At 70.8% G+C, this 20107-nt stretch carries 14 protein-coding genes; 9 read left to right on the plus strand and 5 right to left on the minus strand.

Annotated elements, in window-relative coordinates:
* The first annotated feature begins 12 nt into the window (after nucleotides 1-12).
* The 7 genes from pelG to pelF are packed head-to-tail and all read left to right on the plus strand — an operon-like array spanning nucleotide 13 to nucleotide 8766.
* Nucleotides 13-1410: an exopolysaccharide Pel transporter PelG gene (pelG, locus tag GGR48_RS07065; protein WP_183951196.1), complete on the plus strand. Its 1398-nt coding sequence runs from the start codon at nucleotides 13-15 to the stop codon at nucleotides 1408-1410.
* The gene (locus GGR48_RS07070) at nucleotides 1407-2267 is read left to right on the plus strand and encodes a glycoside hydrolase family 191 protein (RefSeq protein ID WP_183951197.1); all 861 of its coding nucleotides are present in this window, start codon (nucleotides 1407-1409) and stop codon (nucleotides 2265-2267) included. Before pelG ends, GGR48_RS07070 begins: the two co-directional genes overlap by 4 nt.
* Nucleotides 2264-3982, plus strand: a complete 1719-nt coding sequence (locus tag GGR48_RS07075) for a tetratricopeptide repeat protein (RefSeq protein WP_206362513.1) — start codon at nucleotides 2264-2266, stop codon at nucleotides 3980-3982. Before GGR48_RS07070 ends, GGR48_RS07075 begins: the two co-directional genes overlap by 4 nt.
* A complete protein-coding gene (locus GGR48_RS07080; protein WP_183951200.1) occupies nucleotides 3979-5460 on the plus strand; it encodes a hypothetical protein in 1482 nt (493 codons plus the stop codon). Before GGR48_RS07075 ends, GGR48_RS07080 begins: the two co-directional genes overlap by 4 nt.
* Nucleotides 5457-6443, plus strand: coding sequence for a hypothetical protein (locus tag GGR48_RS07085; RefSeq protein WP_183951201.1), 987 nt, complete (start codon nucleotides 5457-5459; stop codon nucleotides 6441-6443). The genes GGR48_RS07080 and GGR48_RS07085 overlap by 4 nt, the downstream gene beginning before the upstream one ends.
* Nucleotides 6440-7294 (plus strand): hypothetical protein, encoded by an 855-nt coding sequence (locus GGR48_RS07090; RefSeq protein ID WP_183951203.1) that lies wholly within the window; start codon nucleotides 6440-6442, stop codon nucleotides 7292-7294. The genes GGR48_RS07085 and GGR48_RS07090 overlap by 4 nt, the downstream gene beginning before the upstream one ends.
* On the plus strand, nucleotides 7270-8766 hold the full coding sequence (pelF, locus tag GGR48_RS07095; RefSeq protein WP_338110520.1) for a GT4 family glycosyltransferase PelF: 1497 nt from the start codon (nucleotides 7270-7272) through the stop codon (nucleotides 8764-8766). The genes GGR48_RS07090 and pelF overlap by 25 nt, the downstream gene beginning before the upstream one ends.
* Nucleotides 8767-8923: 157 nt before the next feature.
* Here the strand turns inward: pelF and GGR48_RS07100 are convergent, their stop codons facing one another.
* From GGR48_RS07100 to GGR48_RS07115, 4 genes are read right to left on the minus strand one after another with little or no spacing between them, the layout of a single operon-like run.
* On the minus strand, nucleotides 8924-10504 hold the full coding sequence (locus GGR48_RS07100) for a TolC family outer membrane protein (RefSeq protein WP_183951205.1): 1581 nt from the start codon (nucleotides 10502-10504) through the stop codon (nucleotides 8924-8926).
* A complete protein-coding gene (locus tag GGR48_RS07105) occupies nucleotides 10494-11840 on the minus strand; it encodes an HlyD family type I secretion periplasmic adaptor subunit (RefSeq protein ID WP_183951206.1) in 1347 nt (448 codons plus the stop codon). The genes GGR48_RS07100 and GGR48_RS07105 overlap by 11 nt, the downstream gene beginning before the upstream one ends.
* Nucleotides 11837-13603 (minus strand): type I secretion system permease/ATPase, encoded by a 1767-nt coding sequence (locus GGR48_RS07110; RefSeq protein ID WP_425326504.1) that lies wholly within the window; start codon nucleotides 13601-13603, stop codon nucleotides 11837-11839. Before GGR48_RS07110 ends, GGR48_RS07105 begins: the two co-directional genes overlap by 4 nt.
* A gap of 34 nt (nucleotides 13604-13637) precedes the next feature.
* Entirely contained in the window at nucleotides 13638-14858 is a 1221-nt protein-coding gene (locus GGR48_RS07115) for a histidine-type phosphatase (protein ID WP_183951210.1), read from the minus strand.
* Between the two features lie 198 nt (nucleotides 14859-15056).
* Between GGR48_RS07115 and GGR48_RS07120 the strand changes: the two genes are divergently transcribed.
* Together GGR48_RS07120 and GGR48_RS07125 are read left to right on the plus strand one after the other, a co-directional pair.
* The gene (locus tag GGR48_RS07120) at nucleotides 15057-17873 is read left to right on the plus strand and encodes a TonB-dependent receptor (RefSeq protein ID WP_183951212.1); all 2817 of its coding nucleotides are present in this window, start codon (nucleotides 15057-15059) and stop codon (nucleotides 17871-17873) included.
* A gap of 186 nt (nucleotides 17874-18059) precedes the next feature.
* Entirely contained in the window at nucleotides 18060-18815 is a 756-nt protein-coding gene (locus tag GGR48_RS07125; protein WP_183951214.1) for a DeoR/GlpR family DNA-binding transcription regulator, read from the plus strand.
* Here GGR48_RS07125 and GGR48_RS07130 read toward each other — a convergent pair.
* Entirely contained in the window at nucleotides 18773-20089 is a 1317-nt protein-coding gene (locus GGR48_RS07130; protein WP_183951216.1) for a POT-type proton-dependent oligopeptide transporter, read from the minus strand. The two genes, GGR48_RS07125 and GGR48_RS07130, sit on opposite strands and share 43 nt — an antisense overlap.
* Nucleotides 20090-20107 lie beyond the last annotated feature (18 nt).

Below are 20107 nucleotides of genomic sequence, written 5' to 3' on the forward strand. Positions count from 1 at the left end.
AAGACCGCCGTCATGGCGGGAATCGGCTTTCAACTGGCCAGGATGGCGCGTGAGGGCGGAGTCGGCGGGATCGCCGGCGCCGCGCTGCACGGCGCGGTCATCAGCGCCGGGCCGTGGCTGGTCACCGCACTGGCCATGGCGGCGTTCGAGCGCTGGACGCCCGGCGCCATGGCGGCGGGTGACGCCCTGATGGTGCACAGCGTGCTGATCTATGCCTTCAGCCTGTCGGCACTGGCGGCGGGACCGATCGCGATCCTGGCGACGCGGCTGATGGCCGACCGGCTGTTCGCGCGCGATGTCGGCGGGGTTCCGGGTATCTTGCTGGTCGCGCTCGCCGGCGGCGGGGCGCTGGCGCTGGCGCTGGGCGCGCTGGTGTTCGGCGTGTGGGCACAACTGCCGCTGGTGCGCGCCGCCTGGGCCAGCGTGCTGCTTGCCTGGCTGACCCAGATCTGGATCGCCTCGCCCCTGCTGACCGCGCTGCGCCAGTATCGCGCGGTGCCGCTCGCCTATCTGCTGGGCGTCGGTGGCGCTGGCATTTGCCTCACCCTTGCCGGGCATCCCGGCGGGACCTGGGTGTTGGCGAGCGTCACCGGCGGTGCCGGGCTGACGCTGGCGGCCGTCCTTTTCATATTGCGGCGGCAATTCACCGCGCCGCCGATCCTGCCGGGGCGCGACCTGATCGGCTGGCGGCTGGCTTTGATCGTGGGCATGGCCGGACTGGCGGGGGCGGTGGCGATCTGGGTCGACAAATGGCTGCTCTGGGCCGGCCCCGACAGCATCGCGACGCTGGGGCGTTTGCGGCTCAATCCGATCAACGATGCGGGCAGTTTCCTGGGGCTGTTGACCATCGTGCCGGGGCTGACGCTGGTGCTGATCGTCGGCGAGACGCGGTTCGACCGCGCCTTTGGCGACCTGATGGCGCGGTGCACCGGCACCTCGACGCTGGCCCGGATCGAGGAGGCGCGTGCCGAGCTGATCGAGACGCTGTTCGACGGCCTGCGCCTGCTGGTGCTGATCCAGGCGCTGGTCGCCGCACTCGCCTGGGTGCTGGCGGTGCCGCTGTTCGAACTGATCGGCGCGGACCCGCGCGGCATCTTCGCCTTTCGGCATACATCGGCGGGCGCGGTCTTTCACCTCGTCGCGATCGGGGCGACCGTCGTCCTGTCCTATTACGACCTCTTCGCGCGCGTGGTGCTGATCTGGGTGAGTTTCGCGCTGACGAGCGCGCTGGCTACCTGGCTGCAATGGGATGCCGGCTTCGCGGCCTTTGGCTGGGGCTATATGGCGGGCGCGGTGGTCGGGGCCTCGGTGGGTATCGCGATGGTCGCGGAATCGACCGTCCGGCTGGTCTATCTGCTCTTCGTGGGCAACAACCCGGCCGTGGTGGGGCGCGAGGGACGTTGGGCATGATGGGAAGACGGACCCTGCTGGCGATGGGTGCCGGCGCGCTGGGCACGGCGCTGTTCCAGCGCGATGGCGGGGATGCCGCCGACCGCCGCTGGCGCTGGGGCGTCGATTATGGCGCGGCGACCGATCCGGTGCTGGCGCGCCGGTTCGACCTGCTGGTGCTGGAGCCGCATCACGCCCGTCCGATCGCGCCTCTGCGCGGCCCGGGCAGCAAGCTGCTCGGCTATGTCAGCCTGGGCGAGGTGGAGAAGAGCCGCCCCTATTTCGCGACGCTGGTACGCGACGGCGCGCTGCTCGCGCCCAATCCGCACTGGCCCGATGCGCGGCATGTCGACCTGCGCCATCCCGCCTGGCGCGCGACCCTGCTCGACCGGGTGGTGCCCGAGATCCTGGCGATGGCCTATGACGGGCTGTTCCTCGACACGCTCGACAATGCCGAGGCGATGGAGCACGCCGATCCGGTCGGGCATAAGGGCATGGTCGCGGCCGGCGCGGCGCTGGTCGCGGCGCTGCGCGCGCGCTTCCCGAATATCCTGCTGATGCTCAACCGGGGCTATGCCGCATTGCCCGAGGTGGCGCCGCGCATCGACTATCTGCTCGGTGAATCGATGGCGTCGCGCTGGAGCTTCGCGGCCAAGCGGTACGAGATGCTGTCGGACAGCGACTGGGGGTGGCAGGCCGAGCGGCTGCGCGGGGCCAAGACGCGTAACCCTGCGCTGCGTCTGACCACGCTCGACTATTGGGACCCCGCCGATCGGCGGACGGTGGCGACGCTCTATGCCCGCGAACGCGCGGCGGGGTTCGATCCCTATGTCGCGACGCTGGCGCTCGACCATCTGATCGCGGAGCCGGCGGGATGAGGCGCTATCCGTCGCAGCGCTGGATGGCAATCGGATTGCCGATCGCGGCGGGTCTCGCGATCCTGGGGCTGGGTCTTGCCCTGATGCCCGGACCGCGCGAGGTGGAGCAGGCCGCGCGCCGCGCCGCGCCGCCCGCTCCGTCCGCGCTGCCGGCAGCGACACCCGTCATCGCCGTAGCGCCCGCCACGCCGGCCCCGCCCGAACTCGCCCCCGCGGTCCGCAGCGCCGATGCGGCCGAGCTGGTCAGGCTGACCCAGGCGCTGATCGACCGGGGCGTGGCGGTCACGACCGCGCAGGTCGCCTATGATTTGGCGGCGGCGGGGCGTCCGGCGGTGGCGCTCGACTATCTGGCGGCGCGGCCCGATGGCGCGACGCCCGCGACGTGGCCGTTGCGTATCGAACTGCTGCGCAAATTGGGCCGCGACAAGGAGGCGCAAGCGTTGCTCGCCACCGCCGCCACGCGTCCCGGCGGTGTGCCGGCGGCGGCGATCGTGGCGGCGGGCTATGCGCTGGATCGCCCCGATTTGATCATCACGGCGGCGGCATCGGGGGCGATCCCGCCGCCGGACGCGAAACTGGCGCACGATCTGGCACAGCGGGCCGAGGCGTGCGGGCGGCTCGACTGGATCGCACGGCTCGGCCGGGCGGGGGGTGCCGACTGGCGCGCGAGCGATCCCTGGCTGGCGCTGCGGGTCGCGACGCGGACGGGCGACCAGGCGGCGGTGTCGCGTGCCATCGATGCCCTACCCGCCGGAGAGCGGGACGCGGCACGCACCGCTTGGATGACGCGGACCGGCGACCGGGCGGGGCTGCGCGCGGCGATAGGGGCGCAGGCGGCGCGGCCGGGGGCCGACCTGCCGGTACTGGCCGAACGTCTGCTGGCGCTCGACGCCCGCGCCGATGCGATCGCGCTGCTGCGACGGGCGGCGACCGACCAGTCGCCCGGCTCGGCGGTGGGGCAGCGGCTGCTCTATCTGATGGGCCCACGCCCCGCGCCCGCCGATCGTGACTGGCTGCGTGTCCGCGCGCTGGCGGGGGATGCGAGCGAGCAAGCGCGCTGGCTGGCCGCCTATGCCGAGCGTGATACGCCGGCCACGGCGCTGGCCTTTGTCCAGCGGCATCCGCTCGCCGCGCGCACGGATGTCGCGATCCTGCGTCTGCAACTGGCGCAGGCGGCGGGGGACCGTAGCGCCGCGCGACAAGCGATGGCGACATTGCTCGATGGGCGGTCGCTGGAGCCGGTGACCTTGCGCCGCGTCTCAGGGCTGGCCGACGGGCTCGATCCGGCGCAGGCGCGCAGCCTGGCCGAGCGGCGGATCGCGGCGGGGATTGCCGGACCGCGTGACCGGCTGGACCTCGCCTGGGCGGCGTGGAATGCGGGCGATACGGCGGCGACGCGCGACCAGTTACGCGATTATCTGGCCGAGGCGCCCGGCGACCTGCCCGCCCTGCGGCTGATGGCGGATGCGCAGGCGCGGCTGGGCGGCCCGGCGGCGGCGCGGCCCTGGCTGGAGCGGGCGCTGCTCCAGGCGCCGCGTACCGGGCGGACGCGGGTGGAACTGCTCGACCGGCTCGGGCGACGGGACGAGGCGCTGGCGCTGGTCACGGCGATGCGTCGCGATGCGCCGCGCGACGCCGAACTGGCGGCGCTGCACGCGCGGCTGCTGATCGCGGCCGGTCAGCCGGGGCGGGCGCGGGCGGTGCTGAGGCCATGATCGTCCTCGCCTTGCCCCCATCGGACGGCGTGGTCCTGCCGCAACTGACCGTGCCCGACACGGTGCTGGTCGACCACCGCATCGTCGCGCCGGGCGACCCGCGGCTGATCTGGCCCGCCGGCACGGTGCTGACGCTGGAGCGGGCGGGGGGCGAGGTGATCGTCCATGCCGATCGCCCGCCGGGTGACGAGGCGGTGGCGCTGTTCCAGTCGCAGGCGGGCGCGGCGATCGGCGATCTGCGCTGGAACGATGTCAGCCTGGTGCTGCGCCCGGCGGCGGGATGGGCGATGGACGCGCGGATCGTCGGCAACGCGCTGATCGCCGCCTTTCGCCCCTTGGCAGAGGCACTCGCGCCCGCCGCCACGCGCGCCGGCAACGAACTGGACCATGCCCGGATCGAGGCCGACCTGGCCGCCGGCTATCCCGGCCGGGGGCGACGCGAAGCCGCCGCATTGCTCGCGCGCGATCCGCAGGACCAGCGTGCCGCGCGGCTGCTCGCCGATGCCGCCGCCATCGACGGCGATGTCGCGGGCGCGGCGCGGGGCTATCGCGCGGCGGGGGCGACCGATGCCCCGGCACGCCGCGCGATGGCGGCGGCGGGCGGCACCGCGAGCGTCGGACTGGTCGCGCGCGAAGGCGGCGATCTGGCGCAGATCGAGGTGAGTGCCCGCGCCGATCTGCCGCTCGACGACCGGATCGGTGCCGGCCTGGCCGTCCGCCAGCTGGTCAGCCGGGTCGAGACGGGCGCGCGCCGCCGGAGCGAGACCGCGACGATCGTCGATGCCGGGCTGGCGGTGGCGCTCAGCGATGCCGCGCGGTTGCAACTGCTGGCCGCCGCCGCGCTCGACGACGGGGTGACCGGCGGCGGGGTGAAGATGACCTATGGCCCGAGCGAAGCACAGTTGCGCGTCGCGCTGACCCGGCACATGCCCGATTATGCGACCCCGGCGCAGGTGCTGGCCGGCGGCTATCTGTCGCGCGCGGCGCTGGGCGGGACCTATCGCCTGGGGTCGGGCGTGGTCGTGCAGGGCGATCTGGGCGTCAATCGCTATGGCCTGGCGGGGGCACGCGGCGCGAGCGACAGCGTGACGCTGGCGGGCGGCCTCGATTACCTGATCCGCCGCCGTTACCCGCTGTTCGGGCTGAGCTATCGGATCGAGGCGGAATATGTGCAGCACATGCGCGACGATGCGGCGGGCCTGCCGCTGATCGCGCTGGCGGACCGTGAGAATCACACCGTGCAGGCGATGCTGGGCGAGGCGCTGGGCGACGTGCAACTGACCGGCATGGCCGGCTGGACGATCGACCGGTTCGGCGGCGACGGCCCCAATGCCAGCCTGGGGCTGGTCACGCCGATCGGTCTGTTCTGGAAGGTCGAGGCGTCGGGTGGCATCACCTCGATCAGCCGGCCGGGCTTTTCGGGGCAGCAGCTGTTCGCGCGGGCGCTGGTGACGCGCAGCCTGGGGGCGCCGCGATGACGCCCGAGACGGTGGCGGAGCGCAAGCCCGCACAGCGGTGGCGGCGTCATGCGCGCATCGCGCTGGAAATCGCGATCGCCTTTGCGTTGCTGGCCGCGCTCGACGAATGGCTGACCGGGGGCCTGGGATTCGCCGGGGTGCGGCCCAGTCCCTATTGGATTCCGGTGCTCGTCATGGCCTTGGTCTATGGCACCGGGCCGGGCGTCGCGGCGGCGGTCATCGCCTCGGGCCTGTGGCTGCTCGCCGCGCATCGGGACGGCAGCGAGCGCGACTATCTCGACTGGCTGCTGCATCTGTCGATCCCGCCGCTGCTCTGGGCGGTGGTGGCGGTCGCGGTGGGCGAGGTGACGCTGGCGCGCAAACGCCATCTTGCCAAGGCGCTGCGGCGCGGTGCGCAGGCGGTGCGCGATGTCGGGCGGATGACCGATGCGCATGAGCGGCTGACGCGCACCAATCGCGACCTGCAACGCCGCATCGCCGCCGATCCCCGCACCGCCGGCCATATCATCGCCACCGCGTCGCGCTTGTCCTCGCCCGACCCCGCCGCGCGGCGCGGCGCGCTGTCGCAACTGATCGGGCTGGCGGCGCATGGCGACGACTTCACCTGTTATCGGTTGGGGCCGGACGGCGCGCGTGCCTGGCTGCGCGGCGGGGCGGTGACGGGGGCCAGTATGGGCCGGCCCGATCTGCTGCCGCCGGCGATGGTCGAGGCGCTGGCCGCGTCGGGCGAGATGCGCGTCCGCCATGTCGCGCGGCGGGGCGATCGCGAATGGCTGGCCGGGCTGGGCGTCGCGGCGGTGCCGCTGGCCGACGCGCAAGGCGGCCTGAGCGGCGTGCTGCTGTTCCACGACCTGCCGATCGACCGGTTCAATGCGCACCGTATCGCCGAACTGGCCGAGATCGGCCATTGGCTCGGCCCGCTGATCCTCGATCAGGGACAGGCGCCGCTGCGGGTGCTGCGGAATGCCGGACGGATCGCATGACGGCCAGATATGTCGCGCTGGCGATCCTCAACCTCGCCTGGATCGGCACGGCGATGCTGTTCGGAATGGGGGCGGGGGCGGCGCTGTTCGGCCATGCGCTGCTGAGCGCGCTGACCTATGACCTGTGGCTGCGTTCCGATCCGCATGGAGGGTTCGCCGCCGCGATCCTGGGTGTGGCGGGACCGATCGGGCTGGTGCTGGGACAGATGATCGGCCGCGGGAGCGAGCGCGGCTGGGCAAGGATGTCCGCGTCGGATCATCATGCGCGCGTCTTCGGTCGCCCTGCGCCCAATCCCCGGCGCGGTGCGGCGCGTGAAATGGCGCGGCTGCTCGACGGGCGGGTTTATTTTCCCGTCTCGGAACGGCTCGATTCGCTGGTCGCGATCCTGCGCCATGCGCCGGTGGCCGAGCGTCGTCGCGCGCTGGAGACGGTGGTGCGCTCGTTCGAGCCGGGGCTGTCGCCGCTGGTCGCGCAGGTGCTGAACGATCCCGACCAGACGATCCGCGCGCTCGCCGCCGCCGCCTCGGCACGGATCGTCCATAATCTGGGCGAGCACCGCGCCGCGCTGGAGGCACGTATCGCCAGGGGCGATGCGGCGGCGGTGCCCGCGCTCGGCCGGCTGCTCGCCGAGCATGGTCGCGCCAATATCCTGCTGTCCGACATGCAGCGCGCGGCGTTGCGCGAGGAGGCCGTGCTGCTGCTGGCGCGCGGCGATCTGGTGGGCGAGGCGGAGCGGCTGGCGATCGAGATGGCCTGGGACGGGCGCGATTATGACGCGATCGACCGGATCTCGGCGCGTGTACCCGAGGACGCGGATGCCGCCTGGTGGCGCACCGAGGCCGCGCGGTGAGCGGTGTCGGCGAGGACGCCGATGTCTGCCTGATCGTCGAGGGGGCCTATCCTTACGTCATCGGCGGGGTTTCCGGCTGGCTGCAGGACCTGATCACCCATCTGCCCGACATCCGCTTCCATGTCGTGGCGATCAAGGCGGGGCCGGCGCCGCTGCCGTTCCGCATCACCCCGCCCGCCAATGTCGTGGGCGTCACCGAGATCGGGCTGGCGCCCGCCGCCGTCGCGCCGCGCGCCATACCCGACCGGCTGGCCGCCGCGATCGCCGATGCGCTGATGGTGTTCGTCGCGACCGGGCGGCCGGACGCGATGGCGACGTTGCTCGACCTGCTCGCCAGCGCGCGCCGGCCGCTCGACCCCGGCGACATCCTCGCGCATCCGGCGATGTTCGCGCGGTTGCAGCGGCATTACCGCGCGATCCTGCCGCGCGCGTCCTTCCACCATTATTTCTGGGCGATGCGCACGCTGCTCGGCGGGCTGCTGACCGTGCTGACCGCGCCGCTGCCGGGCGCGCGGGTCTATCACACCATCTCGACCGGCTTTGCCGGACTGCTGGCGGCGCGGGCACGCTATCGGACGGGGCGGCCGGCCTTCATCACCGAACATGGCATCTATCTGCTCGAACGCCAGATCGAGGTGATGATGGCCGACTGGATCGGCGATCAGGTCGATACCGGGTTGGAGCTGGAGCGCAGCGTGCGCGACCTGCGCGACCTGTGGGTGCGCGCGTTCACCAGCTATGCCGAGGCCTGTTACGCCGCCTGCGATCCGGTCATCGCGCTCTATGGCGAGAATAATGTCGTTCAACGGCGGCTGGGCGCGGCGCCCCATCGGGTGCGGGCGATCCCCAATGGCATCGACGTCCGCCGCTTCGCGCATCTGCCCGACGCGCGCGACCCCGACCGCCCGGTCGTCGCGCTGCTCGGCCGGGTGGTGCCGATCAAGGATGTGAAGACCTTCATCCGCGCCGCCGCGATCGTCCACGCCGCGCGGCCCGACATCCGCTTCGTCGTGCTGGGGCCGGAGGACGAGGACCCCGCCTATGCCGCCGAATGCGCCGCGCTGGTCGCCGAATTGGGGCTGGGCGAAGCCCTGTCCTTCGAGGGGCGGGTGCGGATCGAGGACTGGATGATGCGGATCGACCTGCTCGTCCTGACCAGCCTGTCCGAGGCGCAGCCGCTGGTCATTCTGGAGGGCGGCGCCTGCGGCATCCCCGTCGTCGCGCCCGATGTCGGCAGCTGCCGTGAGATGATCGAGGGCCGGGGCGGCGTTGACAGCGGCCATGGCGGCATCGTCACCCCGCTGGTCAACCCGGCCGCGACGGCGGCGGCGATCCGGCGGATCATGGACGACCCCGCGCTGCGCCGGACGATGGGCGAAACGATGCGCGAGCGGGTGAAGCGCGATTACGACCATCCGACGATCATCGGGGCGTATCGGCGGCTGTACGGGGAATTGGCGGCGCGGGGATAAAACCTGCCCAATCCTCCCCGGCAAGGGGAGGGGGACCACGCGAAGCATGGTGGAGGGGTGTCCCGGGTCGCGAAGACTCCTTTTCTCGCCACCGGCGACACCCCTCCGTCAGGGCTTCGCCCTGCCACCTCCCCTTACAGGGGAGGAAAGGGAGGCGTCAGCGTCCGCCGGTGACCACCGTGTCGCTTAGCTCGGCGAAGGACGGCGCGGGCAGGGCGGGGGCAGGGGTGACGGGCAGGGATTGCCCCAACGTGCCCGATGCGGCCGGTGTCGTCGCGGGGCGCAGCGTCGGGGCGCTGGCCGTCGCCAGGACGGGCGTGGGGGGGGCGGCGGCCGAGGGACGCGCGGCCCGGTCGATCGGCGCGAGCAGCGGATCGAACGGGCCGAACACCTCTTTCTTCACCGCGCGGATATTGGCCGAGGGATCATAGATCGGCACCCCGGCGGCGATCACGCCCGCCTGCAAGCGGCCGAGCGTGGCGAGCAGCCGCGCCTGCGCGACATAGCCCGAATAGAGCGCATTGGTCGCAACGATTTGCGCGTTGAGCAGCCTTTGCTCGGAATCGAGCACTTCGAAATTGGAGCGGAAGCCCTCCTGGAAGCCGCGCCGGACGCCGGTCAGCGCGGCTTCGGCGGCCTGGGTGGCGACGCGGCCCGAATCCTGCTGCTCGCCGGCGGCGACCGCCTGGTTCCATGCCTCCTGCACATTGGCCAGCGCCTCGCGCCGTGTGCCCTCCGCCTCGAACCCCAGTTGCTGGCGCTCGGCGATGGCGGCGCGGATGCGCGATCCGATCAGCCCGCCCGCGATCAGCGGCATGGTCACGCTGACCCCGCCGGTCGCCTGGCTGCCCATGTCGCGCAGCTGGTAGGAATAGGGGCTGGTATAGCCATAGCCGCCGGTCAGCGCGACGATCGGCGCGCGCTCGGCACGCTGCGCGGCGATCCGTGCATCGCCGGCGCGCGCGGCCAGGATCGCCTGCCACAGCGCCGGGCTTTCCTTTTCGGCGATCTGGAACGCCGATTCCAGCGAGCCGGGAATACCGGGCAAGGGCGGCGGCGGGGCGAGCCGGCCCGGATTGCGCCCGACAAGCGCGGCGAAGCGCGCGCGGCTGGCCTGGAGATTGGCCTGCGCCTGTGCCAGCTGCGCACGGATGATCTCGCGCTGCGCCTGCGCCTGGGCGATGTCGGTGCGGGTCAGGTCGCCGCCGCGCTCGCGCGCCACCGCCTGGTCGACCTGCCGGCCATAGCTGTCGAGCGAGCGTGTCTGGATCGCGACCAGCGCCTGATCGCGCAGGACCGAGGCATAGGCATCGACGACGCCGAACAGGATGCCGTTCTCGGTCTCGCGCAGCCGTTCGCGCCCCGCCAGCACGGTCGCCTCGGCGGCGGAGACCTGCGCGGCGGTGCGCCCGCCGTTGAGCAGGATCTGCGATGCGGTGATCGTCGCGCCCATCGTCCGGCTGCGCACCGTGGCGAACTGATCGAGCAGGTTGCGCTGATCCTGCTGACGATATTGCAGATTCAGGTTGACGCCGACGTTCAGGCGATAGGGCGATCCCGCCTGGACGATCTGTTCGTCGAGCGCGCGCAGCTGGGCGCGGCCCGCCTCCAGCGTGGGGTTGGAGCGATAGGCATCGGCGATCGCGCGGTCGAGCGTGTCGGGCGCCTCGACCGTCTGCGCGGCGACGGGACCGGCGAGCAGCAGGCCGGCGAGCGGGGCCCAGCGCTTACCGCTCATGGAAGGACCGCGCGAAGGTCTCGGTCAGCGGATCGAGCAGATATTGCAGCGCGCTGCGCGCCCGCAGCGGCACGGTGACCGCCACCGGCACGCCCGCGCGAATGCCGGTGTCGCCGCCGCGCACCGCCGCGATGCGGGCGATCTGGTCACGTGGCACCGCGATCTCGGCGGTGAAATAGCTGCGCCCCGAGGCTTCGTCGCGAAGCGAGTCGGCGGAGACCGAGCGGACCGTGCCGGCCAGGATCGGCAGGCCACGATCGTGCAGTGACAGGAACTTCACCTCGGCCGGCCGGCCCGCGACGACGCCGTCGATATCGCCCGGCGCGAAATTGGCGCGCACGATCAGCGGCGCGGCATCGGGGACGATGTCGAGGATCGGCTGGCCCGCCTGGATCACCCCGCCGACGGTGAAAACACGCAGGCCCACGATCTGGCCCGAGACGGGCGCGCGGATTTCGGTGCGCGCCAGCTGCTCGCGCGCGGCGGCCCATTTGGGCAGCATCTCGTTCAACTGGAACTGGGTGTCGCGCAGTGCGGTGGCGGCCCCCTCTACCTGCTGGCGGCGGGTCTGCACCATCTGTGCGCGGGTCTGGCCGATCTGTTCGCGCGCGGCGGCGGAGCGAGAGGTATAGTCGGCGTCCGCCCCTTCGAGCTGCTGGATCGAGCGTTCGATCGCGCGCACCGTGTTGCGCGAGACATAGCCCTCATCGGCGAGCTTGCGGGTGCTCTCCAGCTGTTGTTGCAGGCTGGCGCGCTGGCGCTCGGTGGCGCTCGCCTGCGCATTATATCCGGAGGTCTGTTTGCCGACCTCGGCCGCCTGTTGGCGCAGCACCTGATCGCTGGCGGCGAGCGCGGCGTTGCGGCTGCGCAATTGCGCGAGTTGCAGCGCCTTGGCGCGTTCGACCAGCCGGCGATCGTCGCCGGTGGCGGCGGCGAATTCAGCGGGCCAGACGATGGCGCGGCCGGCGATCTCGGCCTCCAGCCGCGCGCGCTGGGCTTGCAGGTCGATGACGCTGGCGGCGAGCGCGCGTTCGCTGGCGGCGACCTCGGCCCCCTCCAGCTGGAACAGGACCTGACCGGCGCGGACACGTTCGCCATCGCGGACCAGCATCGCCTTGACGATGCCGCCGTCGCGATGCTGCACGGTGCGGCGATTGCCCGACACCGTCACCTGGCCCTCGCCGGCGGCGGCGGCGTCCAGCCGGGCGAGCGCGGCCCAGCCCAGCCCGACGACGAAGAACAATATGGCGACGATCGCCCCGATCCGGATCGCGCGGCGGGGCGAATCGTCGAGGTGCAGCCTTTCGGCGACCTGGGCGCGGGCGGCGTCGGTCATCGCGTGCCCCCGGCGGTGACGATGCCGCCATCGGCGGGGCGGCCGGCGGCCTGCGGACGGATGACCTTGGCGCGATCGTCGAACAACTGCACCTTGCCGTCGCGCAGCAGCAGCACCTTGTCGACGATCTGGAGCAGCCCGGTACGGTGGGTCGAGACGATCACCGTCGCCTTGCGCGCGCGCAGGCCCTCGATGGTGCGCGCCAGCCGCGCCTCGCCCTCACTGTCGAGATGGGCATTGGGTTCGTCGAGGAACAGCAGGGTCGGCCGCCCGAACAGCGCGCGCGCCAGCGCGACCGCCTGGCCCTGACCGGCGGACAGTCCCGCCTCGCCGCGCTCCAGCATGGTGGCATAGCCGTTCGGCAGGCCCAGGATGATGTCATGCGCGCCTGCTTCCTGCGCGGCGGCGACCACCTCGCCGTCCAGCGTCTCGCTCTCGCCGTCGAGGACGCTGCGGAAGCGGGCGATGTTGGTGTGGACGGTGGCGGGAAACAGCGTCGGCACCTGCGGCAGGAAGCCCAGATGCCGACCGAGCTGCTCGCGATTCCAGTCGGTCAGGGACGCGCCGTCGATCCGCACCTCGCCGCTGTCGGGGCTTTGCGCGCCGGCCAGCACACGCAGCAGCGTCGACTTGCCGGCACCGCTCGGGCCGACCAGCGCGACGACCTCCCCCGGCTGCACCGTGAAGCTTATGTCGGTCAGGATCGGCCGGTCGCTGCCCGGCGCGACGACGTTCAGCCCACGCACCTCGATCCGTCCGGTGGGGGCGGGCAGCGTGCTGGTCGCGCGGTCGGGGCCGGGGCGGCTGCAAAACGCGTCGAGCGAGCGCCATGCGCTGCGCGCGGCGGTCAGCGGCTTGATCGCGCCCAATATCTGTTCGACCGGCTGTATCGCCCGGCCCAGCAGCAGCGAGGCGGCGAAGATCGCGCCGCCCGAAATATCCTGTCGCACCGCCAGCCATGCGCCCAGCGCCAGCGCCAGCGATTGCAGCAGCTGGCGCAGGAATTTGGTGACCGCCAGGAACTGGCCCGAGGTGCTCGATAGCCCCGCCTGCCGCCGCGCCAGATCGGCGCGCTCCAGCAAATGGCGGGTGACGAGCGCATCGCGCATCCCCAGCGCCTGCGCCACGTCGGAGGCGACGATCGAGCTGTCCTGCTCGCGCTGCGCCAGCGCGGTGCGGCCGCGCAAGGCCGCGACGGTCGGCTCGGTAAACCGCTCGCTGGCGATGGCGATCGCGCCGAGCAGCAGCGCGCTGACCAAGGTCAGCAGACCGATCCAGGGGTGGAGCAGGAAGGCGATCAGAATGTAGATCGGTGCCCAGGGCGCGTCGAACAGCGCGATGATGGGCGCGCCGGTCAGCGTGCCGCGCACCGTGTCGAAATCGCGCAACGCCTGCGCGCGCTCCATCGGCGTGCCGCTGGGCGAGCCCAGGATGCGCAGCAGGATGGCGGGGGCCAGCCGCCGCTCCAGCCGCATGCTGGCGCGCAGGAGGAGGCGCATGCGCACCGCGTCGAGGATCGCATAGACCGCCAGCGCGACGACCAGGATCAGCGTCAGCAACAGGAGCGTTGGCACCCCGCGCGTCGGCACCACCCGGTCATAGACCTGCAGCATGAAGATCGTCGGCGCGAGGTTCAGGAGGTTGATCAACCCCGAGAACAGCGCCGCCGCGATCAGATGCGGGCGACAGCCGCGCACCACGGGCATCAGGCCCGTGGCGGATGATCCGGAACGCGAGTCGGAAGGCGACATGCTGGCCGCCATAGCGCAAAAAACGTAAGCGAAGCGTTCACGGCCCTCACCGCGCGAGCGGGGCGAGCCGTTCGCGCATCAGCGTCACGAACCGGTCGAGTGGGCAGGGCGCAGCGACCGGACAACCGCGCACCTGGACGGGCTTCACGCTGACATTGGCCGCATGGCCGCGAATCTGTTCGGGCGACTGGGTGCGATAGGCAAGCGTGACGAAGGCGCGGCCCTGCCGGTCGTGCCAGCGCTGGATCAGGATCGCGCCGCCCGGCGCGGCATCGTTGGTGGCATAGCCCGGCGCGACCAGATCGAAGCCGAGCAGCGCGGCCAGTGCGGTGACATTGGTGTCATGCCCGACCAGCATGTCGACCCTGGCCCCCTGCGGCGCGGTCAGCGCGTCCAGCATGTGTCGGCCGAACGCCGCCGACTGGTGTGCGGCCATATAGGGCGAGCGCGAATAGACATCGAACAGCGCGGCGTGGATGCCGCCCAGCCGCGCCAGCATCGCGCCATCGACGGGCACGCCGCCGACCGAGGGCGACAGCCCCTCGGCATATTGCAGCAGCAACACCTGCGCGGTGCCCGATGCGGTGCGGATCGGACCGCTCAGGTTGATGCCATGCCCGTCCGCCGATGGCGTCAGCCGCGCCGGGCCGGCGGGGTCGCACCCCTTGGCATCGCCGCAGCCCAGCACACTGTCGAGCAGGCGCAGCGCCGGCCGGTGGCGGGCGACCAGTGCGTCCATGCCGCCGGTGAAGCGGTTGATGTCCGCCACCGCCGCCGCCGCGTCGAACCGGGTCGCGCGGGCGCGCAGCGGCTCGAACCGGGGATCGACCTGGCCGATGGGCAGATGCGCGACCGCCACCGGGCATTGCGGGGCGAGGCCGCGCGCATAGGCCTCGCCGCTGGCGATGGTGCGCGAGGACGTGTTCGTGGCGATTCGCACCGCGCCCTCGACCGGGCAGCCGGTGGCGGGCAGCAGGCCTTGCGCGATCCAGCGAGCGCGGTCGGCGCGCGCCTCGGCCATCAGCGCTTCGGCGCCGTGCGGGGTCAGTTCGCTTTCCGGGGTGGTCCAGCGTGGCCAGGGCTTGGCGGTGCGGGTGCCCTTGGGCACCTCGCCATCCAGCGGCGCGCGCACGCCGTGGCGCATCAGCCCGACGACACGGTCGAGCGTCAGCCCGGTCGTGCGGGGGGTGGTCCGGGCGGTGGCGGAGGACGCGGCGCAGGCGAGGAGTGCGAGCGCACCGAGGGGAGCGAGACGGGATAGGATCATGCGCGCGCCTTGCACGCTTTCCGCGTCACCTTGGTGACATTGCCCGAATGATGACGCTGCGTAGTGCGGTCTGAACGTAATTTTCAAGATTCATCAAAATTCGGTCAATAAGTCATCGGACTGTCACAGGGCATCTCTAGCGGGACCGGCGAAGGCGCCCGGGGGCGTCGCCAATCAAGACTGTTCCAGGGGGAAATCATGACCGCTTCTGCCAAGCGGGCGCATGTCGTGCGCCTGTTGTGCGGCACCGCCGCCACGCTGCTGATCGCCGGCCCGGCGTTCGCCAACGATCCCGTCGCGCCCGTCGCCGCGCCCGCCGAACCCGTGCCCGCCACCGATCCGGCGGTCGATCCGCAGGTCGGCGAGGAAGTCGTCGTCAAGGGCCACCGCCAGGCGATCGTCGACGCGCAGGACGAACAGCTGCGCAGCCAGTCGCTGGCCACCGTCGTCTCGGGCGAGGAACTGCGCGTCCTGCCGCAGCAGAATCTGGCCGACCTGCTCACCCGCCTGCCGGGCATCAGCTCCTCGGTCGACCAGTCGCGCAACGCGGCGGCGACCGGCGAGGCGCAATATGTCTCGATCCGCGGCCTCGACACCTCGTACAACGCCTATTCGCTCGACGGCGTGCGACTGGCGCAGACCGATGCGCGCACCCGCGCCATCTCGATGAACCTGCTGTCGCCCTTCTCGCTGCAGACGGTGCGCGTCGACAAGGCGCCGACCGCGCGCTTCGATGGCGATGCGATCGCGGGCATTATCGACATGGTGCCGATCACCGCGTTCGACCTGCCCAACCACCGCACCCAGATCCGTCTTCAGGGCCAGCTCGCGGGCCGCGCCGATGCGCGCCGGCAGGACCCCTGGGGCGGCACCGTGCAGGTCGAAACCGCGCAGCGCGTCGGCGATCTCGGCGTCTATGCCTCGGCCTATTACGGCCTGAAGCATGTGCTGGGCGAATCGACCGCGATGCAGCACGACTGGGAGAAGTATAACAACAACATCCCCGGCATGATCCGCGACAATCTGGACAATCTGTTTCCGCGCGGCGTGCAGTGGCAGTCCTTCCGCAACCGGATCGAGCGCGTCGGCGGCACGCTGAACCTCGACTGGAAGGGTGAAAGCACCGACCTGTACCTGCACTCCACCTATGGCCGGTACAATCTCAAGAGCTGGATGGACCAGACCGCGCTGCGCCAGACCAGCCTGGCGCCCGATCAGATCAATCCGAACCCCAACAAGGGGTCGTACGACGCCGCCGGCTTCCGCGCCGATTACGGCCTGACCGCGACTCACTATTTCCGCACCGAGCACAGCAAGCAAGAGCTGGTGACGACCAAGCTGGGCGGCCAGAGCCGGTCGGGCGACTTCACCTTCGACTATCACGGCGCCTATTCGCGCGGATCGCAGGACTATCCGCTGCGTATCCAGTCGGGCTTTGCCGGCCGTCCCTATATCGGCACCGCGACCAACAGCGGCACGGCCGCTTACCGCATGGTCACCTCGATCGGCGACCGTACCTTCCCGCAGGTCGTGCTGACCGACGCGGCGCGCGCCTATCTGGCCGATCCGTCGAAGCTGAAGCAGTGGTACGTCACCCAGCAGTTCGAGAACACCTGGGAACGCCGCCTGGAGGGCCAGTTCGACACGACCTGGCATCATGCCGACCAGGGCCTGGTGTCGATCGCGGCCGGCGCCAAGGTCGAGGATGCCAAGCGCTACGCCAACGCGCTGGGCGATGACGGCGCGCTGCAATATACCTTCCCCAATGCGGACGGCAGCAACTCGCCGCGCTATGCCGCGACCGGCCCGGCGCTGACCTCGCTGCCCGGCCGCTTCCTGGGCGGGTTCATGAACAACGCCGCGCAGGTGCCGATCTATCTGATCGACACCGATTATATCGAGAACCAGGTCCGCCAGCTCTCCTCGCCCAAGCTCGCCAATCTCGACCCCGTGAAGCTGAAGGAAAACCGGCTCGACGGTCGCGAGAACCGGCTGAGCGGCTATGTCATGGCGACGCTGCAATTCGGCCAGCTTCAGGTCGTGCCGGGCGTCCGCTACGAATATAACCGGTTCAAGGGGATGTATTTCCAGGATCAGGGGAATGACACCGGCAAGTTCGTGAACAGCTCGCGCAACTATGACCAGTGGCTGCCCAGCGTCATCGCCAATTACCGGCCCAACGACGACATGGTCATCCGCGCCTCGATCCGGAAGAGCTATTCGCGGCCGGCCTTCGACCTGCTGCTCGGGCCGACGCAGGTGACGCGCAACGATCTGGGTGAGGTGACGGGGGTGTTCATCCCCAACCCGAACCTCGATGCGCAGACCTCGTGGAACTATGACACCTCGCTCGAGATCAAGGGGCAGGGCACCGACTTCTTCTCGGTCAGCCCCTTCTACAAGAAGCTGAACCATGTCCTGTTCGCGACCGGCACCACCAATGCCGGCGGCGATTACAACATCTGGGGCAATCCGCAGCCGGAACAGCAGGGTGGCGTCGAGGTGTCGGGCCTGACCACCGATGCGACCGGCCAGATCTACGGCGTCGAGCTGTTCGGCCGTTACACGCTGAAGGGCCTGCCGGGTCTGCTCAGCGGTCTGGGCGTCCAGGCCAATGTCACGCTGCAAAAGGCCAAGGCGAACGTCTTCGTCAACGGCCAGATGCGCGAACAGCGCATGACCCAGGCGCCCGAGGTGATGTACAACGCCGCGCTGTTCTACAGCCATGGCGGGTTCGCGGCGGAGTGGAACTACAATTATACCGGCGACCGCCTGTATGATCTGCGCTCCAGCCGGCCGGACACCTATATCCAGCCGACGACCATTTCGAATCTGATCGTCAACTACACGATGCCCTCTGGCCTGACGGTCGGTGCTTCGATACAGAACCTGTTCAACGAACATAGCTATTGGGCGACGACCAGCGAGCGTAAGGCGTATCTGTCGAACGACCGCAAGGGTGGCTATGTCGAGACGGGCCGCATCTACATGCTCAACATGACCTACGCCTTCTGATCTTACCCTCTCCCCGACCCGGTATCTGCGACCCCCGCAGGTATCGGGGCGCAACTTCACGCCGATGGTCCCGTGGCCATCGGCGTTTTTTTGTGGGGGAGGCGACGATTCGGACCGGATAACCCACCCGATTGACCGAAACGTGAGGGCGGTTAGCATGCCCCCGACGAGAGGAAGCCAAAGATCATGATGAAACGTCAGCGCCGCCAGCACGAGATCGTGGCGCTTCTGGCCGAGGGGCATTTCCGCGGCATCGGCGACCTGGCCGAGGCGCTGTCGGTGTCGGAGGAGACGATCCGCCGCGAGCTGCGCGTGCTGGAGGCGTCGGGCGCGGTGGTGCGTGCGCACGGCGCGGTGCGGCTGGCCAAGGTGGAGACCGAAGGGTCGTTCGCCACCCGCCTGCAACGCCATGCCGAGGCCAAGCAGCGGATCGCCGGCGCGGTCGCCGAACTGGTCGCCGATGGCCAGACGCTCTACATCGATGCCAGCACCACCGGCCATTATGTCGCCCGCGCGCTGCGCGATCACCAGCGGCTGACCGTCATCACCAATGCGGTGGGCGTCGCGGCCGAGCTGGGCGGGCGCAACGAGAATCGCGTGCTGCTGGCGGGCGGCGAGCTGGATTACGAATATCGCGCCTGTTTCGACGCGACCGCGCGCGACTATCTCGCCGCCTTCACGCCGTCACTGGCGATCCTGTCGGTCGAATCGGTCAATCTCGACCATGGTTTCGCCGATTATCATGTTGGCGAGGCGGCGGTGTGCCGGATGATGATCGACCGGTCGCGCCGCACGCTGATCGCGGTAGACCAGAGCAAGTTCGACCGCCATGGCACGGTGCAGGTCGCGCCGCTCGACGGGGTCGACATGCTGGTCACCGATGCGGCGCTCGATCCCGATTATGCGGCGGCGCTGGGCGAGGTGGAGGTCGTCATCGCCTGACCGCGCGGAATCAGGAGCGCCACGGCGGCGCCCGCCAGCGCCAAGGCGGCATGGATCATCCAGAAACCCGGCTGGCTCATCCCCGGATAGAGGGTGCCGAGCTGGCCGACCGCCAGATGCGCGACGAAGCCGTGGAGATAGAATAGCCCGGTCATCGTCCCCCGCCGGGCGGGCGGGGCGGCGGTCGTGACGATCGCCAATGCCGCCGGCCAGGCCAGCACCACGCCGATGTCGAGCAGCAGGATCGCCGCCAGCGGCCCGCCAAGGCCGATCCGCCCGGAACCCGTAGACACCCCCGCCGACAGCAGCGCGAGGACCCCGTAAGCCAGCATGATCGCCACCCCGCCCAGCGCCAGCTTGATCCCGCTCGACGGCTCGGCCCCGCGCGCGGCCAGTCGGGGCCAGAGCCGATAGGCGGCGAGCGCCAGGATGATGGTGAACAGCCCGTCGGCGGCGATCAGCCAGCTGGGCGGAATGGCGAAGCCGTGCACGCTCAACGCGACACGTGCCTTGGCCCAGACCAGGACGATGTTGCTCAACTGCTCATAGGCGCAAAAGCACAGGGTCACCGCCACGATGGCCGGTATCACGCGCGCCCAGTCGACCCGCCGATCTCCGCCGACCGGCGAGGCGGCCGGTGCGACGCGCGGCGCGGTGCGCAGCAACAGCATCGCGACGATCATGCTGCCCGCCATCGCGGCGAAGGCGGTGGCGAACCCCATGCGCGCCGTCAGCCAGCCGCCGAGCAGCGGCCCCAGCATCGCGCCGCCATTGAGGAACGCCAGATAGGCCGCGAACAGCCGCTCGCTCCCCGATCGTCCGCGCAGCGTGCCGACCTCGGCCGCCAGATTGCCCTTGAGCAGACCGATGCCGCCGATCATCAGGCAAAGGCCGATCAGCGCGCCCTGCCGGCTGGCCAGCGCGACCATCCCCGCTGCCATCAGCGCGGCGCCGACATACATGGCCGGCCGCCGCCGCTGCCCATGATCCGCGATCCAGCCGCCGAGCGGCAGCACCAGATAGGTCAGCGCGCCGTACAGGCCGTAAAGCTGCGACGCGAAGGCGAGATCGGTCGTCGTTCCCGTCACTCCCTCGATACCGGCGCGCAACGTCGCCAGTCCGGCGACCGGCAGGCCCGGCCGCGCCAGCAGATCGGTCAGCAGGAACAGGGTCAGCAGCGACTTCGTGCCGTGAATCGCAAAACGCTCCCATCCCTCGACGCCGGCCAGCGTCCAGAATCCGGGGGCGGGCGGGGCGGTGTCCCTGTCGCGCATGATGCTGATGTCGGTCCG

The sequence above is a fragment of the Sphingomonas pseudosanguinis genome, from assembly GCF_014196255.1.
GTDB classification, from domain to species: domain Bacteria; phylum Pseudomonadota; class Alphaproteobacteria; order Sphingomonadales; family Sphingomonadaceae; genus Sphingomonas; species Sphingomonas pseudosanguinis.